Origin of the sequence: Agaribacterium haliotis, assembly GCF_002312815.1 — a bacterium.
GTDB classification, from domain to species: domain Bacteria; phylum Pseudomonadota; class Gammaproteobacteria; order Pseudomonadales; family Cellvibrionaceae; genus Agaribacterium; species Agaribacterium haliotis.
In genome coordinates, this window is the sequence record NZ_NKQJ01000003.1 from 132121 (window position 1) to 148609 (window position 16489).

General features: G+C 53.4%; 16 protein-coding genes and 1 other RNA gene. 7 read left to right on the forward strand and 10 right to left on the reverse strand.

Going from position 1 to position 16489, the window contains the following annotated elements; all coding sequences use genetic code 11:
• Positions 1-112: 112 nt before the first annotated feature.
• The 5 genes from rnpB to argC all read right to left on the reverse strand — a co-directional run bounded on the left by rnpB (position 113) and on the right by argC (position 3407).
• An RNA gene (rnpB, locus tag CFK45_RS05060) (RNase P RNA component class A) lies at positions 113-459 on the reverse strand.
• Between the two features lie 279 nt (positions 460-738).
• Complete coding sequence (erpA, locus tag CFK45_RS05070) at positions 739-1092, reverse strand: iron-sulfur cluster insertion protein ErpA (RefSeq protein WP_096085345.1); 354 nt, start codon at positions 1090-1092, stop codon at positions 739-741.
• 69 nt (positions 1093-1161) lie between these two features.
• Positions 1162-1587, reverse strand: coding sequence for a bactofilin family protein (locus CFK45_RS05075; protein ID WP_096085346.1), 426 nt, complete (start codon positions 1585-1587; stop codon positions 1162-1164).
• Between the two features lie 3 nt (positions 1588-1590).
• Positions 1591-2331 (reverse strand): DUF6776 family protein, encoded by a 741-nt coding sequence (locus CFK45_RS05080; protein ID WP_239923566.1) that lies wholly within the window; start codon positions 2329-2331, stop codon positions 1591-1593.
• Between the two features lie 35 nt (positions 2332-2366).
• On the reverse strand, positions 2367-3407 hold the full coding sequence (gene argC / locus CFK45_RS05085) for an N-acetyl-gamma-glutamyl-phosphate reductase (RefSeq protein ID WP_096085347.1): 1041 nt from the start codon (positions 3405-3407) through the stop codon (positions 2367-2369).
• Positions 3408-3574: 167 nt separating this feature from the next.
• Between argC and CFK45_RS05090 the strand changes: the two genes are divergently transcribed.
• Genes CFK45_RS05090 through hemL form a run of 3 tightly spaced genes read left to right on the forward strand, consistent with a single transcriptional unit; the run spans position 3575 to position 7059 of the window.
• On the forward strand, positions 3575-5344 hold the full coding sequence (locus tag CFK45_RS05090) for a chloride channel protein (RefSeq protein WP_096085348.1): 1770 nt from the start codon (positions 3575-3577) through the stop codon (positions 5342-5344).
• Complete coding sequence (gene hemJ, locus CFK45_RS05095; protein ID WP_096085349.1) at positions 5331-5762, forward strand: protoporphyrinogen oxidase HemJ; 432 nt, start codon at positions 5331-5333, stop codon at positions 5760-5762. Before CFK45_RS05090 ends, hemJ begins: the two co-directional genes overlap by 14 nt.
• 22 nt (positions 5763-5784) lie before the next feature.
• On the forward strand, positions 5785-7059 hold the full coding sequence (gene hemL, locus CFK45_RS05100; RefSeq protein ID WP_096085350.1) for a glutamate-1-semialdehyde 2,1-aminomutase: 1275 nt from the start codon (positions 5785-5787) through the stop codon (positions 7057-7059).
• Positions 7060-7080: 21 nt separating this feature from the next.
• On the opposite strand, the gene CFK45_RS05105 is transcribed toward hemL, so the two are convergent.
• Positions 7081-7410 (reverse strand): PilZ domain-containing protein, encoded by a 330-nt coding sequence (locus tag CFK45_RS05105; protein WP_096085351.1) that lies wholly within the window; start codon positions 7408-7410, stop codon positions 7081-7083.
• A gap of 45 nt (positions 7411-7455) precedes the next feature.
• Positions 7456-9741, reverse strand: coding sequence for a DUF1631 family protein (locus CFK45_RS05110; RefSeq protein WP_096085352.1), 2286 nt, complete (start codon positions 9739-9741; stop codon positions 7456-7458).
• Between the two features lie 336 nt (positions 9742-10077).
• Here CFK45_RS05110 and CFK45_RS05115 point away from each other — a divergent pair, with 336 nt between their 5' ends.
• A complete protein-coding gene (locus tag CFK45_RS05115) occupies positions 10078-11070 on the forward strand; it encodes an adenosine kinase (RefSeq protein WP_096085507.1) in 993 nt (330 codons plus the stop codon).
• Positions 11071-11106: 36 nt separating this feature from the next.
• Here the strand turns inward: CFK45_RS05115 and CFK45_RS05120 are convergent, their stop codons facing one another.
• The 3 genes from CFK45_RS05120 to CFK45_RS05130 all read right to left on the reverse strand — a co-directional run bounded on the left by CFK45_RS05120 (position 11107) and on the right by CFK45_RS05130 (position 13338).
• Positions 11107-12114 carry a DUF2333 family protein gene (locus CFK45_RS05120; RefSeq protein ID WP_414630747.1) on the reverse strand — a complete coding sequence of 336 codons (1008 nt, stop codon included), beginning with the start codon at positions 12112-12114 and terminating at the stop codon, positions 11107-11109.
• Between the two features lie 142 nt (positions 12115-12256).
• Positions 12257-12709, reverse strand: a complete 453-nt coding sequence (locus CFK45_RS05125) for a copper chaperone PCu(A)C (RefSeq protein WP_096085354.1) — start codon at positions 12707-12709, stop codon at positions 12257-12259.
• Positions 12710-12726: 17 nt separating this feature from the next.
• Positions 12727-13338, reverse strand: coding sequence for a hypothetical protein (locus CFK45_RS05130; protein ID WP_096085355.1), 612 nt, complete (start codon positions 13336-13338; stop codon positions 12727-12729).
• A gap of 286 nt (positions 13339-13624) precedes the next feature.
• On the opposite strand from CFK45_RS05130, the gene CFK45_RS05135 reads away from it, so the two are divergent.
• The 3 genes from CFK45_RS05135 (at position 13625) to accB (ending at position 16486) form a co-directional block, all read left to right on the forward strand.
• The gene (locus tag CFK45_RS05135) at positions 13625-15301 is read left to right on the forward strand and encodes a protein-disulfide reductase DsbD family protein (RefSeq protein WP_158224606.1); all 1677 of its coding nucleotides are present in this window, start codon (positions 13625-13627) and stop codon (positions 15299-15301) included.
• A 169-nt stretch (positions 15302-15470) separates the two neighbouring features.
• On the forward strand, positions 15471-15914 hold the full coding sequence (gene aroQ / locus CFK45_RS05140; protein ID WP_096085357.1) for a type II 3-dehydroquinate dehydratase: 444 nt from the start codon (positions 15471-15473) through the stop codon (positions 15912-15914).
• Between the two features lie 107 nt (positions 15915-16021).
• Positions 16022-16486: an acetyl-CoA carboxylase biotin carboxyl carrier protein gene (gene accB / locus CFK45_RS05145; protein ID WP_096085358.1), complete on the forward strand. Its 465-nt coding sequence runs from the start codon at positions 16022-16024 to the stop codon at positions 16484-16486.
• Positions 16487-16489 lie beyond the last annotated feature (3 nt).

Sequence of the window (16489 nt, forward strand, 5' to 3'; positions counted from 1 at the left end):
AGCCGCCTTGCTTCAGCTAAAAAGCACGGAGTGGACTCGTCCACGACAGAACTCGGCATTAGTACTCGCTAACAAGCACAACACTCCGAGAAGCTCTGTCATAGAATAAATTTAGTTGAGTCAGCCGATAAGCCGGGTTCTGTCTTGGACAATCATTCATCTGGGACAAACATCACTGCCTGCCTCAAGCGACCTACCCGAATCCAGCGCGGGCCGCGCCTGTAGGATTCCTATTTGGTCTTGCTCCGAGTGGGGTTTACCATCGCCGCAGACTGTTACCAGCTGCGCGGTGCGCTCTTACCGCACCTTTTCACCCTTACCGCTGCTTGCGCAGAGGCGGTTTCCTTTCTGCTGCACTGTCCGTAGGCTCGCGCCCCCCAGAAGTTATCTGGCACCCTGCCCTATGGAGCCCGGACTTTCCTCCCAAACCGAAGTTTGAGCGATTGCCTGGCTGACTCGCGCGCAAGGTACCATATAAACTCCACTTTCGATACGTGGAAAATAGTGCAGTTTCGATCCACCTCAAGAGAGAAGAAAGGCTCAGGCCGGGACAACACAAAACCGTCACAACAATGCGCCCAATGAGTGAAGATGGTAGCTTTCAGGTGACAGCAGTGGTTGAGCGGGTATCTGCCGCAGGGATGCGGCGGTTAAGTCTCCAGGGATGGATTTACGACGCCCCGCGATGCCATTTCTGGCACCTGAAAGCGGAATACGAAGCCGAGGATCTAAAGACGGCTAGATAGAAAAAGAAGACCCACAGCCACAAGTAGAGCTGGCATTGGGGTTGGTAACGGTAAAACGGGAACCCTGCAGGCCCTCTTCGTAGTCGAGGGTGGCACCAACCAGATAGGGGTAGCTCATCGCATCGACAACCACACAAATACCTTCGTTGTCGATAACCGCGTCGTCATCACCGTGCTGCTCTTCAAAGGCAAAACCGTACTGAAAACCAGAGCAGCCGCCGCCAGTCACGTAGACCCGCAACTTCAAATCAGGGTTTTCTTCCTCTTCCACCAACTCCCGCACCTTAGCCAGGGCGTTGTTGGTCACAATCAGAGACTGGGGAACAAATGTGGATGCTGTGCTCATAGCTTATTGGCGCACCGGTAATGACTACAGCCGCAATTATCCGAATACCTGAGTATAACAGTCAAGTATTTATGCCTGATCGGCAAGCGCTGTATGATCTTCGACCGGCGCAGGCTTAGCCTCAGCCCCACCTTCAGGCAAATGCACAAGCGCGCCATTCACCTGAGCGCCCTTGACCATCTCTATCATTCGATAGTGCACGTTGCCGTTAACCTCGGCCTTGGCCGCCAGCTCAAGGTGCTTGTCAGCATAGATATTGCCGTTGACACAGCCGTTCACAATAATCTTCGGCGAGTGAATTTCACCGTTGACGCAACCCTTTTCACGAATGCGCACTAAAGCATCAACACCGGGTTCGGCAACCACATCGCCATTGACCGTACCTTCAATATCCAGGGTACCTGCAAAACGCACATTGCCCTCAACAACCAGCGCATGATCCAGCAGGGTGTGCCCGCCTTTGGCAAACTGATTATCTTTTTTACTTCCAAACATGAATTATTTCTCCTCGACCAACCAGCCAAATTTTTTGCGGGTTGTTTGCGGTTTTTTACCAGTGCTGCGCGCTTCCAACTCAATCCCCTTAGGCTCAAAACCTTCGGGCAAGATCAACTGCCCCTCGAGAACCTGGAAGTATTTAAAGCGAAGCTTGCTTGTATCTGTCGTCACAGCTGAGCTCAACTCTCTTAATAAATAGCTTTTGTCGAGCCCGGCCTCTACGCCGTGCACAGTGAATTTAAGTGAGCCGCTAAGTAAGTTGTGGCGCGTCGCCAGCTGCTTTACAACAACCTTGTAGGCATAAGTGCGCGGCTGCCCGGCGCCGACCAGTTCAACAGCATCGATCACCAGGCCACTTTGCTGCTGATTGGGCGCCATCAAACCGCGATAGAAGGTGTTTTCTTCCCGCAGGCGCGCAATCTCATCATTGAGGCTGATAATCTCCTGGCGGACATCTTCGCTGGCCTGCCGGTCGACCTCTGCAGCCAACTTACTATTGGCGAACTGCTGTTCGTACTTCTGCGCCTCGGCCTGATAAAACGCCAGGTCTTTACTCAGGCGCTCGATATCACCGAGCGCTTTTTCTTCGCCCGCAACACCTTGCTTTAAACCAAAGTAATAACAGGCCACCGCGGTAACGACGGCCAATAGGAGCAGCGAGCCCTGCAGTAATATGCGATCGCGCAGACGGTACTCAACGATCTGCACCCGAGTTTTTTTTGAGCCTTTTACCAGCGCCACAAACAGCTCCAAAAGTTATCGAATTATTATAATTGTTAAGGTAGCAGAGCAATTTGCTCGAGCCCTTCGGTCTCAGCAAAACCAAACATTAAATTTAAATTCTGCACACCTTGAGCAGAAGCGCCTTTCGCCAGGTTGTCGATTACCGACATCAGCACGAGCACACCCTCCTGCCCCGGGTTCTCAACGCTCAAACGGCACGTGTTTGTGCCCTTGACGGTACGAGTCTCGGGGTACATGCCCTGCGGCAGTACATCAACAAAGGCTTCGTCGCGATAGCTCGACTCAAACAAAGCCTGTACATCGGCGCACTGGTCATTGGCGCGAACATACACAGTAGAGTGTATACCGCGAATGGTCGGCAACAGGTGGGGCACAAAGGTCAAACCAATGCTTTCTGCATGAACACCGGCCATCGCCGCCAAGCCCTGCTTGATCTCCGGCAGGTGGCGGTGCCCGGCAACGCTGTAGGCCTTAAAGCTGTCGTAGTTTTCGGCCATCAGCAGGCCTGTTTTAGCGTTGCGCCCAGCACCGCTAATGCCCGAGGCCGAATTTGCAATAATGGAGCTTGTATCGACCCAGCCCGCTTTTAGCAAAGGCAGTAGAGCCAGCTGCACCGACGTCGGATAACAACCGGGGCACGCTACCAGCTGAGCGCCCTTTATTTGCTCGCGATTGAGCTCGGGCAAACCATAAACAGCCTGCTCAAGCAACTCGGGGCAGGCGTGTTTTTGGCTGTACCACTTTTCCCACAGTTCAATGTCTTTGATGCGAAAGTCGGCACTCAGGTCGATGACCCTGACCCCACCGTCAATCAGCTCTTTCATCATAGCCTGGGCAACGCCGTGCGGAGTTGCAAAAAACACCACATCACAGGCCAGTAAAGCCTGGGTTTCGGGAGCGACAAACTCAAGCTCGGTAACGCCGCGCAAACTGGGGAAAAGAGCATCAAGGCGCTTGCCAGCCTCGGCGCGCGAAGTGACCACTGCCACTTCCACCTGTGAGTGGCGACTTAGCAATCTCAACAGTTCTGCACCGGTATAGCCGGTTGCTCCGACGATGGCGACCTTAATCACAATAACTCCCCTTTGAGGCTCCGAAAGGTTTCAAATTCAAGCACCGTTGTGCCCGCAAAAACGGACTATCATAAGCCCTTGCCAATAAAAAATCATGCGACGCTTAACATGCCCCCCGCTCCTGTGTGTACAATTATGGCCTTTTAGCCTAGGAAGCCCGCCTGTACATGCCGACGACGGACAGTGCCCTGCAACGCCGCCTTAACCAACTTCGGCACTCCTTAGCCCAGGTTGACGCCCTGCCACAGCTCAGTGCCATTGCGATTGTTATTGGTGCCCTTTGCGGCCTGCTTATTGTGGCCTTTCGGCTTGCGCTTGAAGGCCCGCAGCACTTTTTCTCCAATATGAGCCACGCCGAGGACTTCGAAGCCCTGAGCGCCCCGATGCGCGCAGCGGTTCTGATTGGCGGCAGCTTGGTCATTGCCCTTGTGCTCAGACAACTGAATAAATATCAGCGCCAGCTCAGTGTCGCCCATGTTATCGACCGGGTACACAACCACCAGGGCGCCATGCCGGCAAGTAATTGGCTGGCCCAGTTTGGCCTGGCCGTAGTCGCCGTTGGCAGTGGTCACAGTGTCGGTCGCGAAGGCCCCGCCGTACACATAGGCGCGGGCGCGGCGAGCCAGCTCGGCCAGTGGCTGCGCCTGCCCAACAACAGCATGCAGACGCTGATCGCCTGTGGTGTCGCGGCAGGCATCGCCGCCTCATTCGACACCCCCTTGGCCGGGGTCATCTTTGCGATGGAAGTCATCCTGATGGAATACACCATCGTCGGTTTTGTGCCGGTCATTTTGGCATCGGTAATCGGCGCCGCGATCAGTAAAAGCTTGATCGGCGAACCCGTTACTTTCGACCCGGCCAACAGTTCAATGAACAGCCTGCTTGAACTCAGCCTTATTGCTCTGTGCGGCTTTGTTATCGCGGCACTTGCCGGGCTCTACATTCGTTTAAACCTGCTGGCGAGCCGCTTAAATCACTGGCGCGTTGAACTCAGAGTACTATTGGCAGGCCTGCTCACCGCAGCTGTCGCGTGGCACGTACCGGAAATTATGGGCCTCGGCTATGACACTATAAATAGCGCCATCAACGGCGAGCTGTTGCTCGGCAGCCTGCTACTAATTGCAGCGGCCAAACTTCTTGTCACCCCCACCGTTGTAGCGCTCGGCATTCCCGGCGGGTTGATAGGCCCATCTTTGCTAATTGGCGCCTGTGTTGGCGCAGCCATCGGCAGCCTCGCCCAGGCGCTCGACCCGGGTTTAAATATCAATATCGGGCTTTACGCCCTATTGGGCATGGCAGGCATGATGGCCGCCACCATTAATGCGCCCCTGACGGCACTGGTGACCGTGCTTGAGCTCAGCCACAACCCCGGCGTAATTTTCCCGGCCATGCTAATTATCGTGGTCAGCTGTATAAATACCCGCAGCTTTTTCCGTGTCAAAGGCATTTTTATCGAACAGCTCAAGCGCAGCGGCCGCGATATTGAGCTCGGCCCAGCCGCTCGTGCCCTGCAAAGAACCGGCGTATTTGGCGCCATGGATCGCCGCTTTGTAGTCGCCGATGAACAGATCAGCCTCAAAGATGCACAGTACGTGCTCAGCACTCAACCGCGCTGGCTGGTTTTCAGTCAGGGTGAGAAGCTGTACGCACTTTGGGCCAGCGACCTGGCAAGTTTTATCGATCAAGCGCCTCAGGCAGTTGTCGACGGCGAAAAAGCCATTAACCTTGCTGAGGTTCCCGGGCGACGCCATATGATGCACGCCATTGCAGAGTCGGCCTCACTCTACGATGCTTTGAAGCTAATCAGAAAAAGCCAGTGTGAAGTGCTCTATGTTAGTGCCAGCTTGTTGAGCCACCGCACTGTGCACGGTGTGTTGAGCCTGCAAGATATTCAAAACCATTATCAACCCAAGGAAATGCGAGATGCTCTGGCTTAAAGCTTTTCACATTATTGCCGTCGTTTGCTGGTTTGCGATGCTGTTTTATCTGCCGCGACTATTTGTCTACCACGCGATGTCTGAGGATCAAACCAGCCGCGAGCGCTTCAAAATTATGGAGCGCAAGTTGTATCGGGGCATAGGTACTCCTTCGATGATCGCTACCATCGTACTCGGTTTCGGCACGGCCTTTCACGGCGGCGCCTGGGCCTACTACAGCCAGGCTTCTTGGTTCTGGATAAAAATGGCTTTAGTTGCGCTTCTCGTCGTATATCACTTCTACTGTGGTTATTGCATTAAACGCTTTGCCCGCGAGCAGAGCATGCCCGGCCACGTTTTTTTCCGCGTATTTAATGAGCTGCCAGTTTTTTTGCTGGTTGGCGCCGTGATTCTGGTTGTACTGAAACAACCGACTTAAACAAGATCAATGAGTAACGAATATGAGCAATGAATTTGAACAGGCCCAGCGTGTTATCCCCGGCGGTGTCAACAGCCCAGTGCGCGCCTTTAAAGCCGTTGGCGGCGAACCTGTTTTTATTGAGCGCGCCGAAGGCCCCTATATCTACGATGTCGACAACAAACGCTACATTGATTACGTGCTCTCGTGGGGGCCAATGATTGCCGGTCACGCCCACCCCGATGTACTCAGTGCCGTAACAGAAAAGCTCAAGCTTGGCCTGAGCTTCGGTGCGCCAACCAAAATCGAGACCGAGCTTGCAGAAAAAGTCTGCGAGCTTGTGCCCAGTGTCGACAAAGTGCGCTTTGTCAGCTCCGGCACCGAGGCGACGATGAGCGCAATACGCCTGGCGCGGGGCTACACCGGGCGGGATAAAATCATCAAATTTGAAGGCTGTTATCACGGCCACAGCGACTCTCTGTTAATCAAAGCCGGCAGCGGCGCCTTAACCCTCGGCGTGCCCAGCTCGCCCGGTGTTCCAGAGGCCCTGGCCGAACACACCATCACACTGAGCTACAACAACCCTGAGCAGCTCAAGCAGGCCTTCGCCAGTGTCGGCGAGCAAATTGCGTGCGTTATCGTCGAGCCGGTTGCCGGCAATATGAACTGCATCCCACCCGAGCCCGGCTTTCTCGAGGCCCTGCGCGAACAGTGCAGCCAGTACGGCGCGGTGCTTATTTTTGACGAGGTTATGACAGGCTTTCGCCTGGGCCCGGCCTGCGCTCAAGGCTATTACGGCATTGAGCCGGATCTAACCACACTAGGAAAAGTGATGGGCGGCGGCATGCCGGTTGGCGCTTTCGGCGGCAAACAAGAGATCATGGACTTTATTGCCCCGCTGGGGCCGGTTTATCAAGCGGGCACTTTAAGTGGCAACCCCGTCGCCATGGCCGCAGGGCTGAGCACACTAAAGCTGATTGAGGCTGAAGGTTTCTACGACAAGCTGTTTGCCCTGACCGAGCGTTTAGTTCAAGGCCTCCAGGCCGAGGCCGATAAAGCCGGCATAGCCTTCACCACCAATCACGTTGGCTCCATGTGGGGCTGCTTCTTTACCGAAGACAAGCAGGTGCAAAACTACCAGCAGGTAATGAGCGGCAATATCGAACGCTTTAATCAATTTTTCCACGGCATGCTCAAGCGGGGTATCTACCTGGCTCCGGCCTGCTACGAAGCCGGCTTTTTATCAAGCGCACACAGTGACGCCGATGTCGATGCAACAATCGCCGCCGCCGCCGAGGTATTTGCCGAGCTTGCGTAACCAACCAAAGCAGTGTGTGGCTCAGCCCAGCTGGGCGATACACTGCTCTAATAGCGCTTGCGCGTCGTCGCTGATGTCGATGATTTTGTAACCCGACCACACCTGCGATTCCTCAGCACCAGGGTTTACCCACAGGCACTCAAGCCCCATTGTCAGCACACTGACACCGTCGGAAAACGCAATCTCAACCTGGTATACACCGCCCTCGTTAACCTCAGCCGGCCCGAGCAACATCAAGCCCTCGCTACTTAAGTTAACCAGCGTACCGAGCACCTCAGCGGAAATGCAGTTTTTTACCAGCAGTGGCTTGTGCAACTCGTGACGTTCACTTTTACGCAGCTCACTGCTCATAGTATTCCCCTTGTGCAACCTGTTAACGACAATTCAAAACACCGGCTAGCCTTGCGCCTGGGCCGACGCACTGTTGTCGGCAGCGCCCTCACCGGCTTGCTCCTGAAGTTTGTGATAGATGTTTTCCAGGGCTCGCTCAAAGAAAGGCTTGGAACTGCCGGAGATAATTCGCGCTTGGCCCTGGATCATCTTGCGGGCAAGTGACAAGCCGCTCTCCATATCAACGCGCTTACCCATCTGATCAACAAGCATATAGTGCGACGTTCGCCCGTTATACCACGCGACCTTTAAGCGACGGCCGCCGTCAAATTCGAACCAAGTGCCAAATTCAATCATTTTTAGGCTTTCGACCATTTGCGCTTCTTCCGGAGTCATTTCCTGGCTGCTCAAGCCCTGATCACCGGCTTTTTCCGCGGCCTGGCGCTCAAGCTCTTCGCGCATCGGCTCGGGCGCAGGCTCTGCTTTTTTAGCCTGCATCGCCAACTTAGCAATGGTATTAAAAGCCTCTATCAGTTTTTCAGCCTTGCCCGGCTCATAACCGATCATGTCAAAACCGGCTTTAAGCGCTGCAACAACTTTGGCAACATTGAGCTTGTGTTTTTCAATTAAAGCCGCATCGCGCTTCGGCTCTATACACCAGACAACGGCCTCAACTACTTTTAAACCTTCGCGCCATTTTGGGCTGTCAGTGCCGTGGCGCAGCAAGACAAAAGTCAGATAATCCGACCACGGCTGCAGCAGCAACAGCAAAATTGCCGACGGCAATTCGCGGCTTTTTATCTGTTTGCGAACCTCCTGATTGACTCGCAGCTTCATTTCGCGCAGCTTGTCTTCACCCTCGGCTTTTTCTTTAGCGCGCTTTTCCGTCAATTCCTGTTTGCGCTGTACTTTTTTGGCGTAACTCGTAAATTCAAACAACAGCGTAGTGATGACTTTAACGTCTTGATCAAATTCCTTGAGTACACGATTGACGGTACCGCGAATCTGATCGTACATATCAAACTGTGAGCTGCCATCGTTCTGAACCCAGCTCGAACCTGCGTCGGCCAGCGTGTTTAACAGCACCCGCGCCGGGTGCTCTGTGCTTTCAAAAAAGTCGGGGTCAATAAAGGCAATCTTTAAAAAAGGCGTATGCAAATAACTCAGCAGCGTCTTGACCGCATCGGGAATATTTTCATCGTTGAGCATGTACTCAAATACCAAGCCAACAAGATCAATGGTGGCCATATCGTCGCGCTTGAGCTCGGCACTCTCGCCCTGAGCCACAAGTTTGGTGCGCATATCGGCGCTGATACCAGCGATATTAACGGGAATCAACGAACCCGGTTCGGCACTGGCCAAATCGGTCAACGTTTGCGGCCGGGCCTGCAAGCCGCCGAGCGCCTGGATTAACTGCGGCGACGAATACACCGGTGCCGATGCCGCCTCTAACACCGCTCCGCTTTTTAACTGCTGCTGCAGTGAGCGAATCGCCGACACCAATTCGCTTTGGTACTGGGCCGGGCTTGCGTCCGGGTTTGGCTCAGAGCGCTGAATGCCGTAGTCCTCTTGGCGGCGACCAAAAGCATCATCCTCTTCGGCAAGATAGGACTTTGGTGCAGCCCCCTTGGGCAGACTGTATTTGAGGTTACTCAGCACACCCTGCTCTGCTAGATAGGCATTGATATCCTCAGATACGAGCTTAAACAAGTTCAACAACTGTAAGTCAAACACCTTATAAGCGAGCAACTTAATACGGTCGGAGATATCCAACAAAACCAAACAGCGGCGCAGAGCATCACAAAACTGTATCGGAGAAACAGGGTTATTGGCTTCGCTTACGGCAAGCCCGCCATTAAGTACGGAAAAGCGTTGATTTAAAGCCCAAATCGGCTCGGCAAAATAGGTGTCGACACGCTGAGTAATCGAGCCAATCGCAATACTCTCTTCCAGCTCTTCATTGTCGACAATGCTGAGCCGCTGCTCTGCATCGGCTTTGACCTGAGCGACGGTAGTATTGAGGCTGTGCTTGCTGAATTTAACAAAACCTTCGAGATAGGCCCCGCAGAACTGGTGCTTAAGCTCAGTGGCGCCCTTGCGCATGCTGCGCTGCATACCGAGTACTTCGGTGGCCTGCTCATTGGACTTGGCCCTGTCTATTTCAATATCGAGCGCATCGAGCAGCGACTTTAGAAACACATCAAACGCACGCTCAACGTGCTCACGCGCAAGATCCTGGCACTTTTTGAGCAGTTCGACAGCAGCTTCTGGTGATACCGGCACAGAAGCTGCCGGCGTAGCAGCAGAGGCGGGCGCAACACCCTCCCGGCGGTCGTGAACCAATTTAGACATAAATTTCCCTCAAACCCTACTGGAGCGCTTTGTCCCGTAGCAGTAGGCAATGAACTAACTATAGTTTACTTATTAGATATTTAGACTCAGCCCAACACTGAGCAACAGCTTCAGAGCCTGCACCAGCTCTCAGACTGGGCCGGCGATAACAGGTTGCATCGCTGATATTTTTATAAAAAATTTGTGAAGCACACGGCCTTAGAAGGCAATTTTAAGGCCATATGAACATTTTTCATACTGGCATGCAATTCATTCACGACACAGCCGCGCAGCGAGAGCGCAAGCGTGAACGCTTTTTTGCTAAGATTAGCGGCTAATCAACTCGACGGTATGCCAGTGAAAAATTACGACATTTACGCCCTGGGCGCAGCCCTGCTCGACACGGAAATTGAGGTGAGTGATGCCGACCTCAACAAATTCAATATTGAAAAAGGAGTCATGACCCTGGTTGATGAGGCGCGTCAGCACGAACTTGTCAGCCAGCTCAGCGAGCACCTCGTGCACTCCAAACGCAGCTCCGGCGGCTCCGCAGCCAACTCGGTCATCGCTGCGAGTTACCTCGGATCGAAGTGTTTTTACAGCTGCAAAGTAGCGGACGACAGCAACGGCCGCCACTATTTAAGCGACCTGAGCGCCGCCGGTGTCGACTACCAACAAAACAATGCCAGCGAACAGGGCATTACCGGCAAATGCCTGGTGCTAATAACACCCGACGCCGAGCGCACGATGAACACGTTTTTGGGCATCAGCGAAAGCTTGAGCACCGACGAAATTGATGAGCAAGCGCTGGCCGCGTCTACTTGGGTTTACCTGGAAGGCTACCAGGTCACCAGTGCCAGCGGCCGACCGGCGGCCATCAAACTGCGTGAACTGGCCGAGAAAAACGGCGTCAAGACCGCTCTGTCACTGAGCGACCCGGCCATGGTTGAGTTTTTTCACGACGGCTTGTGCACCATGATTGGCAGTGGCGTCGATCTGCTGTTCTGCAACGAAGCAGAGGCTTTGAGCTTTACCAAAAGCGAAACACTCGAGCAAGCCGCTCAGGCGCTAAAAGAAGTTAGCAAGAGCTATGTGATTACGCTCGGCGCTAAAGGCGCCTACGTATTTGACGGCCACGAACACTTCCACATCGAAGGCCAGGCTGCCGACGCAATAGACACGAACGGCGCCGGAGATATGTTTGCCGGCTGTTTTCTTCACAGCCTGTGCCAAGGCAAAGACTTTAAAGAAGCGGCCAAGCTCGCCAACAGCGGCGCGGCGATGGTTGTCAGTCAGTACGGTCCAAGACTAAAAGCTGAGCAATACAAAACGCTGCTCAATCAAGCGTAACAAGCCGGCAAAAAACACCAGCGGCTCAAGCGAGATTTATCCTCGCTCGAGCAATTCCCGCAAATCAATAATCGCGGCGTTTGCACGGCTAATATACGACGCCATCACCAGGCTGTGATTGGCCAACATACCAAAGCCACTGCCATTTAAAATCATCGGGCTGTATAGAGTTTGCTGGGTACCTTCGAGCTCGCGAATAATCTGCTGCACACTGACACGGGCGTTTTTCTTCTCGAGCACTTCGGCAAAGTCGACCTCCATCGCACGCAAAAAATGAATCAAAGCCCAGGCGCTGCCACGCGCCTCATAAAACACGTCGTCTATATCGCGCCAAGGCGTTTTTACATTCAATTCGGACGGGGAGCTCGTGCTCTGCTTGGCGACTTCGACATTGGCTAAATCGACATTGATTCGGCGCTGGCCAACGCTCGCACTTAAGCGCTGACTTAAACTGCCGAGACGGGTTTCAACCGAGCTCAACCAATAGTGCAGGTTGTCCGAGCGCGCATAAAACTGAGCGTTGCTGTGGTCCTCATCGACAAGGCGCGTCAAATAATCTCGCAAAAAGCCCGCGCCTTCGCGGTACTCTTTTTCAGTCGGGGGTAACAGCCAGCTGTTGCTATCAAAATTTAATCTCGATTCAGCCAGAGCCAGGGCCTTATCTTCAGTACTTTGACTCTGCGAGCGACTAAAGGCTTCGCGCATCGATTTGGACAGGTCGCGAATTTGAATAAGAGCGCCGTATTCCCAGTTTGGAATATTGTCGAGCCAAATCCCCGGAGGCGTCATGTCGTTGCTGAGATAACCGCCGGGCTTGTCGAGCAAGGTCTCTACTACACCTATCAACGCCGAGGTCGTCACCACACCGGCAACTAATTCAGGCGTTGCCACATCCGCTTCCTGGCGAGCCTTCTCGAGCACATCAAAGTCTTCCGGCTCAAAACTCCAAATAATACCGAGTATTAACGCAACGCCAAGATAAACAGCAAGAATTGACAGGCCCCATTTATAGAACTTGCCCGAGTCATTAAAAAACCGCCGCATAGATTCGCCCGGCCATTTAAACCAACGAGATAAAACGCTCATCGAAGTTTTCCATATCAGTGAATTGCGCAATAAAAGAGTAAGTCGAATGTACAGCAGCTTAGGGCTTGCTCACTGCAAGCCTGTTCTGCACTGCTCCATTTTACATATGCTTGACCTCAGCGGTTAAGCGAATTGCCGGCTGCTGCTCAAATTCGAAGATCAGCTCAACGTTTTCACCGCGCTGCAAGCCCGGTTCGACCCCCAGCAACATCAAGTGATAGCCGCCGGGCCGAAAGCTCAAGCTCTCACCGGGGGCAAGGCGCAAATGCTTGACTTCGCGCATTGCCATCACACCGTTCTCGTGACTGTGCCTGTGCACTTCAACTGCCTCAGCGCGCGGGCTGTGCACGTAGTTTAAGGTCGCAAGCTCAGCGCCGCCGTTGTGCATCGTCAGATACGCCACGCCATTTTTAGCTCCTGGTGCCATCTCGCGCAGCTGCACATGCTTTATTTCTATCACCGCCCCGCCGGGCGAGACTTGCGGTGACTTAGCTTCGCCACACGATAAACAAAAAAATAAAACTGGCAGTAAAAAAGATAGACGCAGCAGCATAGAGGGCACCTCAAAGCTTATTCATACGGAGCCAAAAGGCGCAGCGAAGGCTGGCCGATGCGAATGTCTCCGCGAATGCGGTAGTCCGGCACGGCCTCTCGCATCTGCTGATAGATCCAGCGCCCCTCGGCATCGCTGCGCGCATAAATCATCAGGCCCTCCTGGCTTTTTTCAATTTTACGCGCAAGTTCACTTAACTGCGCTTTAATACTGTCGTTGCGGGCGCTCAGATCCTTTTTGTTCAGCACGATGGTATTTGCGTCGGCCTTAACACTGGCCTGCTGCGTGCGCCGTTTGGCATATGCCTTGGCCTGGGCCTGTTTAAACTGTCTGGAAAAGTCACTAAGCACAGCATTGTCTGGAAATAACGCTTCGAGCTGCTTTAGCTGGCGGCCGGTGTAAGTCAACTTGCCCGCAGCCAATGATTGCCGCAACTGCTCAACTTCAGCCAGAGCAATGGCCTGTAAACCGCTGCGAGCAGCTTCGTTATCGGGCTCCATTATCAGGGCAGCGCGATAGCGCAAATAAGCATTGTCTTGCTCCGGGCGAATCATGCGCCCTTGCTTAAACAGGGCTTCGCCGCTGGCCACCATCGAATCGGCCACACTCGGCGCGCTGGGTTTAATCACTGCTGCTGCGGGAGTTTTTTGCTCACCTGTTTGTCGAAGCCCCTGCTCATGGGCTACACAGGACAATAAAAAGCATGAAGAAAGTATGAGAAACGCCTTCATAGGCAATAAGACATAAGCGTAGATTGCTAAGAATGCGCAAACCTTATCACAATTTGCGCTGATCAATTAACTTATACTGCGTATTCACAATCACTTTTCCAACACCCTCTCTACCATGCAAATCAAATTTAAGTTCAGTTGCGTTTTAAAAGTTTTAGTCCTACTAAGCAGTAGCTTCTTCGCATTGTTCAGCCACGCCTTTGCCGAGCAGGATGAATTCCTCCCGGTTGAGAAAGCCTACCATGCGCAAGCATTGAGTGATGGCAACAATGTCGAGTTTATCTGGCAAATTTCTGACGGTTATTACCTGTACCGCCATCAATTAAAGCTCTACCAACTCGGCCAGGACGGCAAACAAAAACTTGAGTTCCGTGTACCCGACGGCAAACGCAAGTACGACGAGATCTTCGAAAAAGAAGTCGAAGTTTACTACCACGACCTGACCCTGAGCGCCGCGCTAAACCCAAGCAAGGGCCCAATCGAAGTCGAACTGCACACCCAGGGCTGCGCCGATGCCGGCCTGTGCTACCCCCCTCGCAAGCAGTGGTACCGCATTGACGGCGGTCAGATCACCGAAATTAGCGCACCCAGCCTGGATGCCAGCAAAGTCATCAGCAGCACTGCAAGCACCGAAGCTCCGGCTACAAGTGCCGGCGACGACGAGCCGCCAACTCTGCTGTTTATTCTGCTCGGCGCAGCCTTCGGCGGTATGATTCTTAATTTGATGCCCTGTGTATTCCCCGTACTCAGCCTTAAAGCTCTGAGCCTTGCCGGCGGCGACGCCCGCGAGCACCGCATTAACGGCTGGGCTTACACTGGCGGTGTTGTCGTGTCATTTATGCTGGTCGGCCTGATTATCGTTATAGCCAAAAGCGCCGGCGCCAACCTCGGCTGGGGTTTCCAGCTGCAGCAACCTATTTTTGTTGCCGCGCTTGTTTACCTATTTGCACTGCTAGCCCTTAACCTGTTTGGTATGTTTGAAGTTGGCACCAGCTTTATGGGCGTTGGCCAAAACCTGACTCAAGGCACTGGCGTTACTGCGTCGTTCTTTACCGGTGTTCTCGCAGCCGTTGTAGCCAGCCCCTGTACTGCGCCATTTATGGCCTCGGCAATTGGTTTCACCCTGACCCAGGGCCCAATCATTTCCCTGATTGTGTTTTTCTCCCTCGGTTTTGGTATGGCCCTGCCGTATCTGATCCTGAGCCACAGCCCCAAGCTTGCAGACAAAATGCCTCGCCCAGGACCGTGGATGGAAACCTTCAAGCAGTTCCTGGCTTTCCCACTGCTGTTCACCTGCGTATGGTTGCTGATCGTTGTTGGCGAGCAAACTAGCGCTTACTCCGCCGGCCTGGTTGTCGCTGGTACCATTGCCCTGTGCATGGCTATCTGGCTGCTCAACAAGCAACCGAGCGGCAACTTCCGCTGGGTTGTTCGCGCTCTTGCTCTGGTACTGGCTGTATCGGCAGGTAAAGTGGTCTACGACGTAGAAAAACACGGTAAAGCCAACGAAGCTCACTGGCAGGTCTACAGCCCCGAGTTACTTCGCGATCTGCGTGCCAACAATCAACCAGTCTTTGTCGACCTGACAGCTGACTGGTGTATCACCTGTAAAGTTAACGAGCGTGTTGCTATCAACATCGAGTCGGTGCAAAACTTTGCCAGCGAGAACAAGATTGCCATGGTTCAAGGTGACTGGACCTCCAGCGACCCTGTTATCACCGAACTTCTGCACAAGTTTGGCCGCAACGGTGTACCTTTGTACCTGATGTACCCTGCCAACGGTGGCGAACCTGAAGTACTTCCTCAGATTCTGACTGCCGCAATCGTACTCGAAGCAATGGAACAGGCGCTTACGCCTTAATAACGACGATTATTTCGCCATAAACTTCGGCAATTGTTCGCGAATGTGCGGTGATCTTCGGAAAACCGCCTAGAATAGTTGGACAGACGTGCGCTTTTTGGGCACAATCGCCGAACTTAAAGCTCAGACTTAGGTCTGAGCCCCTAGAGATTTCGAAACAGAGAAGCTTATGGCGAAGATTCTCGCATTGCACGGCCCCAACTTAAACCTGCTCGGCACACGCGAACCAGAGATATACGGCAGCACAACGCTGCAAGATATCAACGCCCGCCTTGCAGAGCTGTGCTCTAGCAGCGGTCATGAGTTTTTTGTTCTGCAAAGTAATGCAGAGCACGCGCTTATTGACCGCATCCACACTGCCCGAGAAGAGCAGGTTGATATTATCCTGATCAACCCCGCCGCCTTTACTCACAGCAGTGTTGCCCTTCGCGATGCTTTATCAGCAGTGCAAATTCCCTTTATCGAAATCCACTTAAGTAATGTTCACGCGCGCGAACCGTTTCGCAAGCACTCGTATTTATCGGATATTGCCGCCGGTGTTATTTGTGGTTTCGGAGCCTACAGCTATGAACTAGCATTTAACGCAGCTCAGCACTATCTGCAAAAAAACTAGGCGCTCTAAACGCCTAATTTGTACAGAAAAGACCAAACCGGCTCGCGCTTTGAGCCAATAAAGTTACTAAACAAATGACTATCGTTGTCTGGTACTGAGAGGAAACCATGGACATTCGCAAAATTAAAAAACTGATCGAGCTTCTCGAAGAAAGCAATATTGAGGAGCTGGAAATTAAAGAAGGCGAAGAAAGTGTTCGCATTAGTCGCGGCCAAACCGGCGCGGTTGTTGCCGCCCCAGCTGTCGTAGCCCCAGTCGCAGCTCCCGCACCTGTCGCTGCGGCTCCCGTTCCGGCACCAGCCCCGCAAGTCGAGGCACCCGTTGCCGCGGCCCCTGCCGGCCACAGTGTTAACAGCCCAATGGTAGGAACCTTCTACCGCTCGCCCAGCCCTGGCGCTTCCGCGTTTGTCGAAGTTGGCCAGCAGGTAAAAGCCGGCGACGTTATCTGCATTGTTGAAGCGATGAAGATGATGAACCAAATCGAAGCCGACAAGAGCGGTACCATCGAAGCCATTCTGGTTGATGACGGCGAGCCGGTTGAATTTGACCAGGCGCTGGTTGTCATTTCCTAAGCC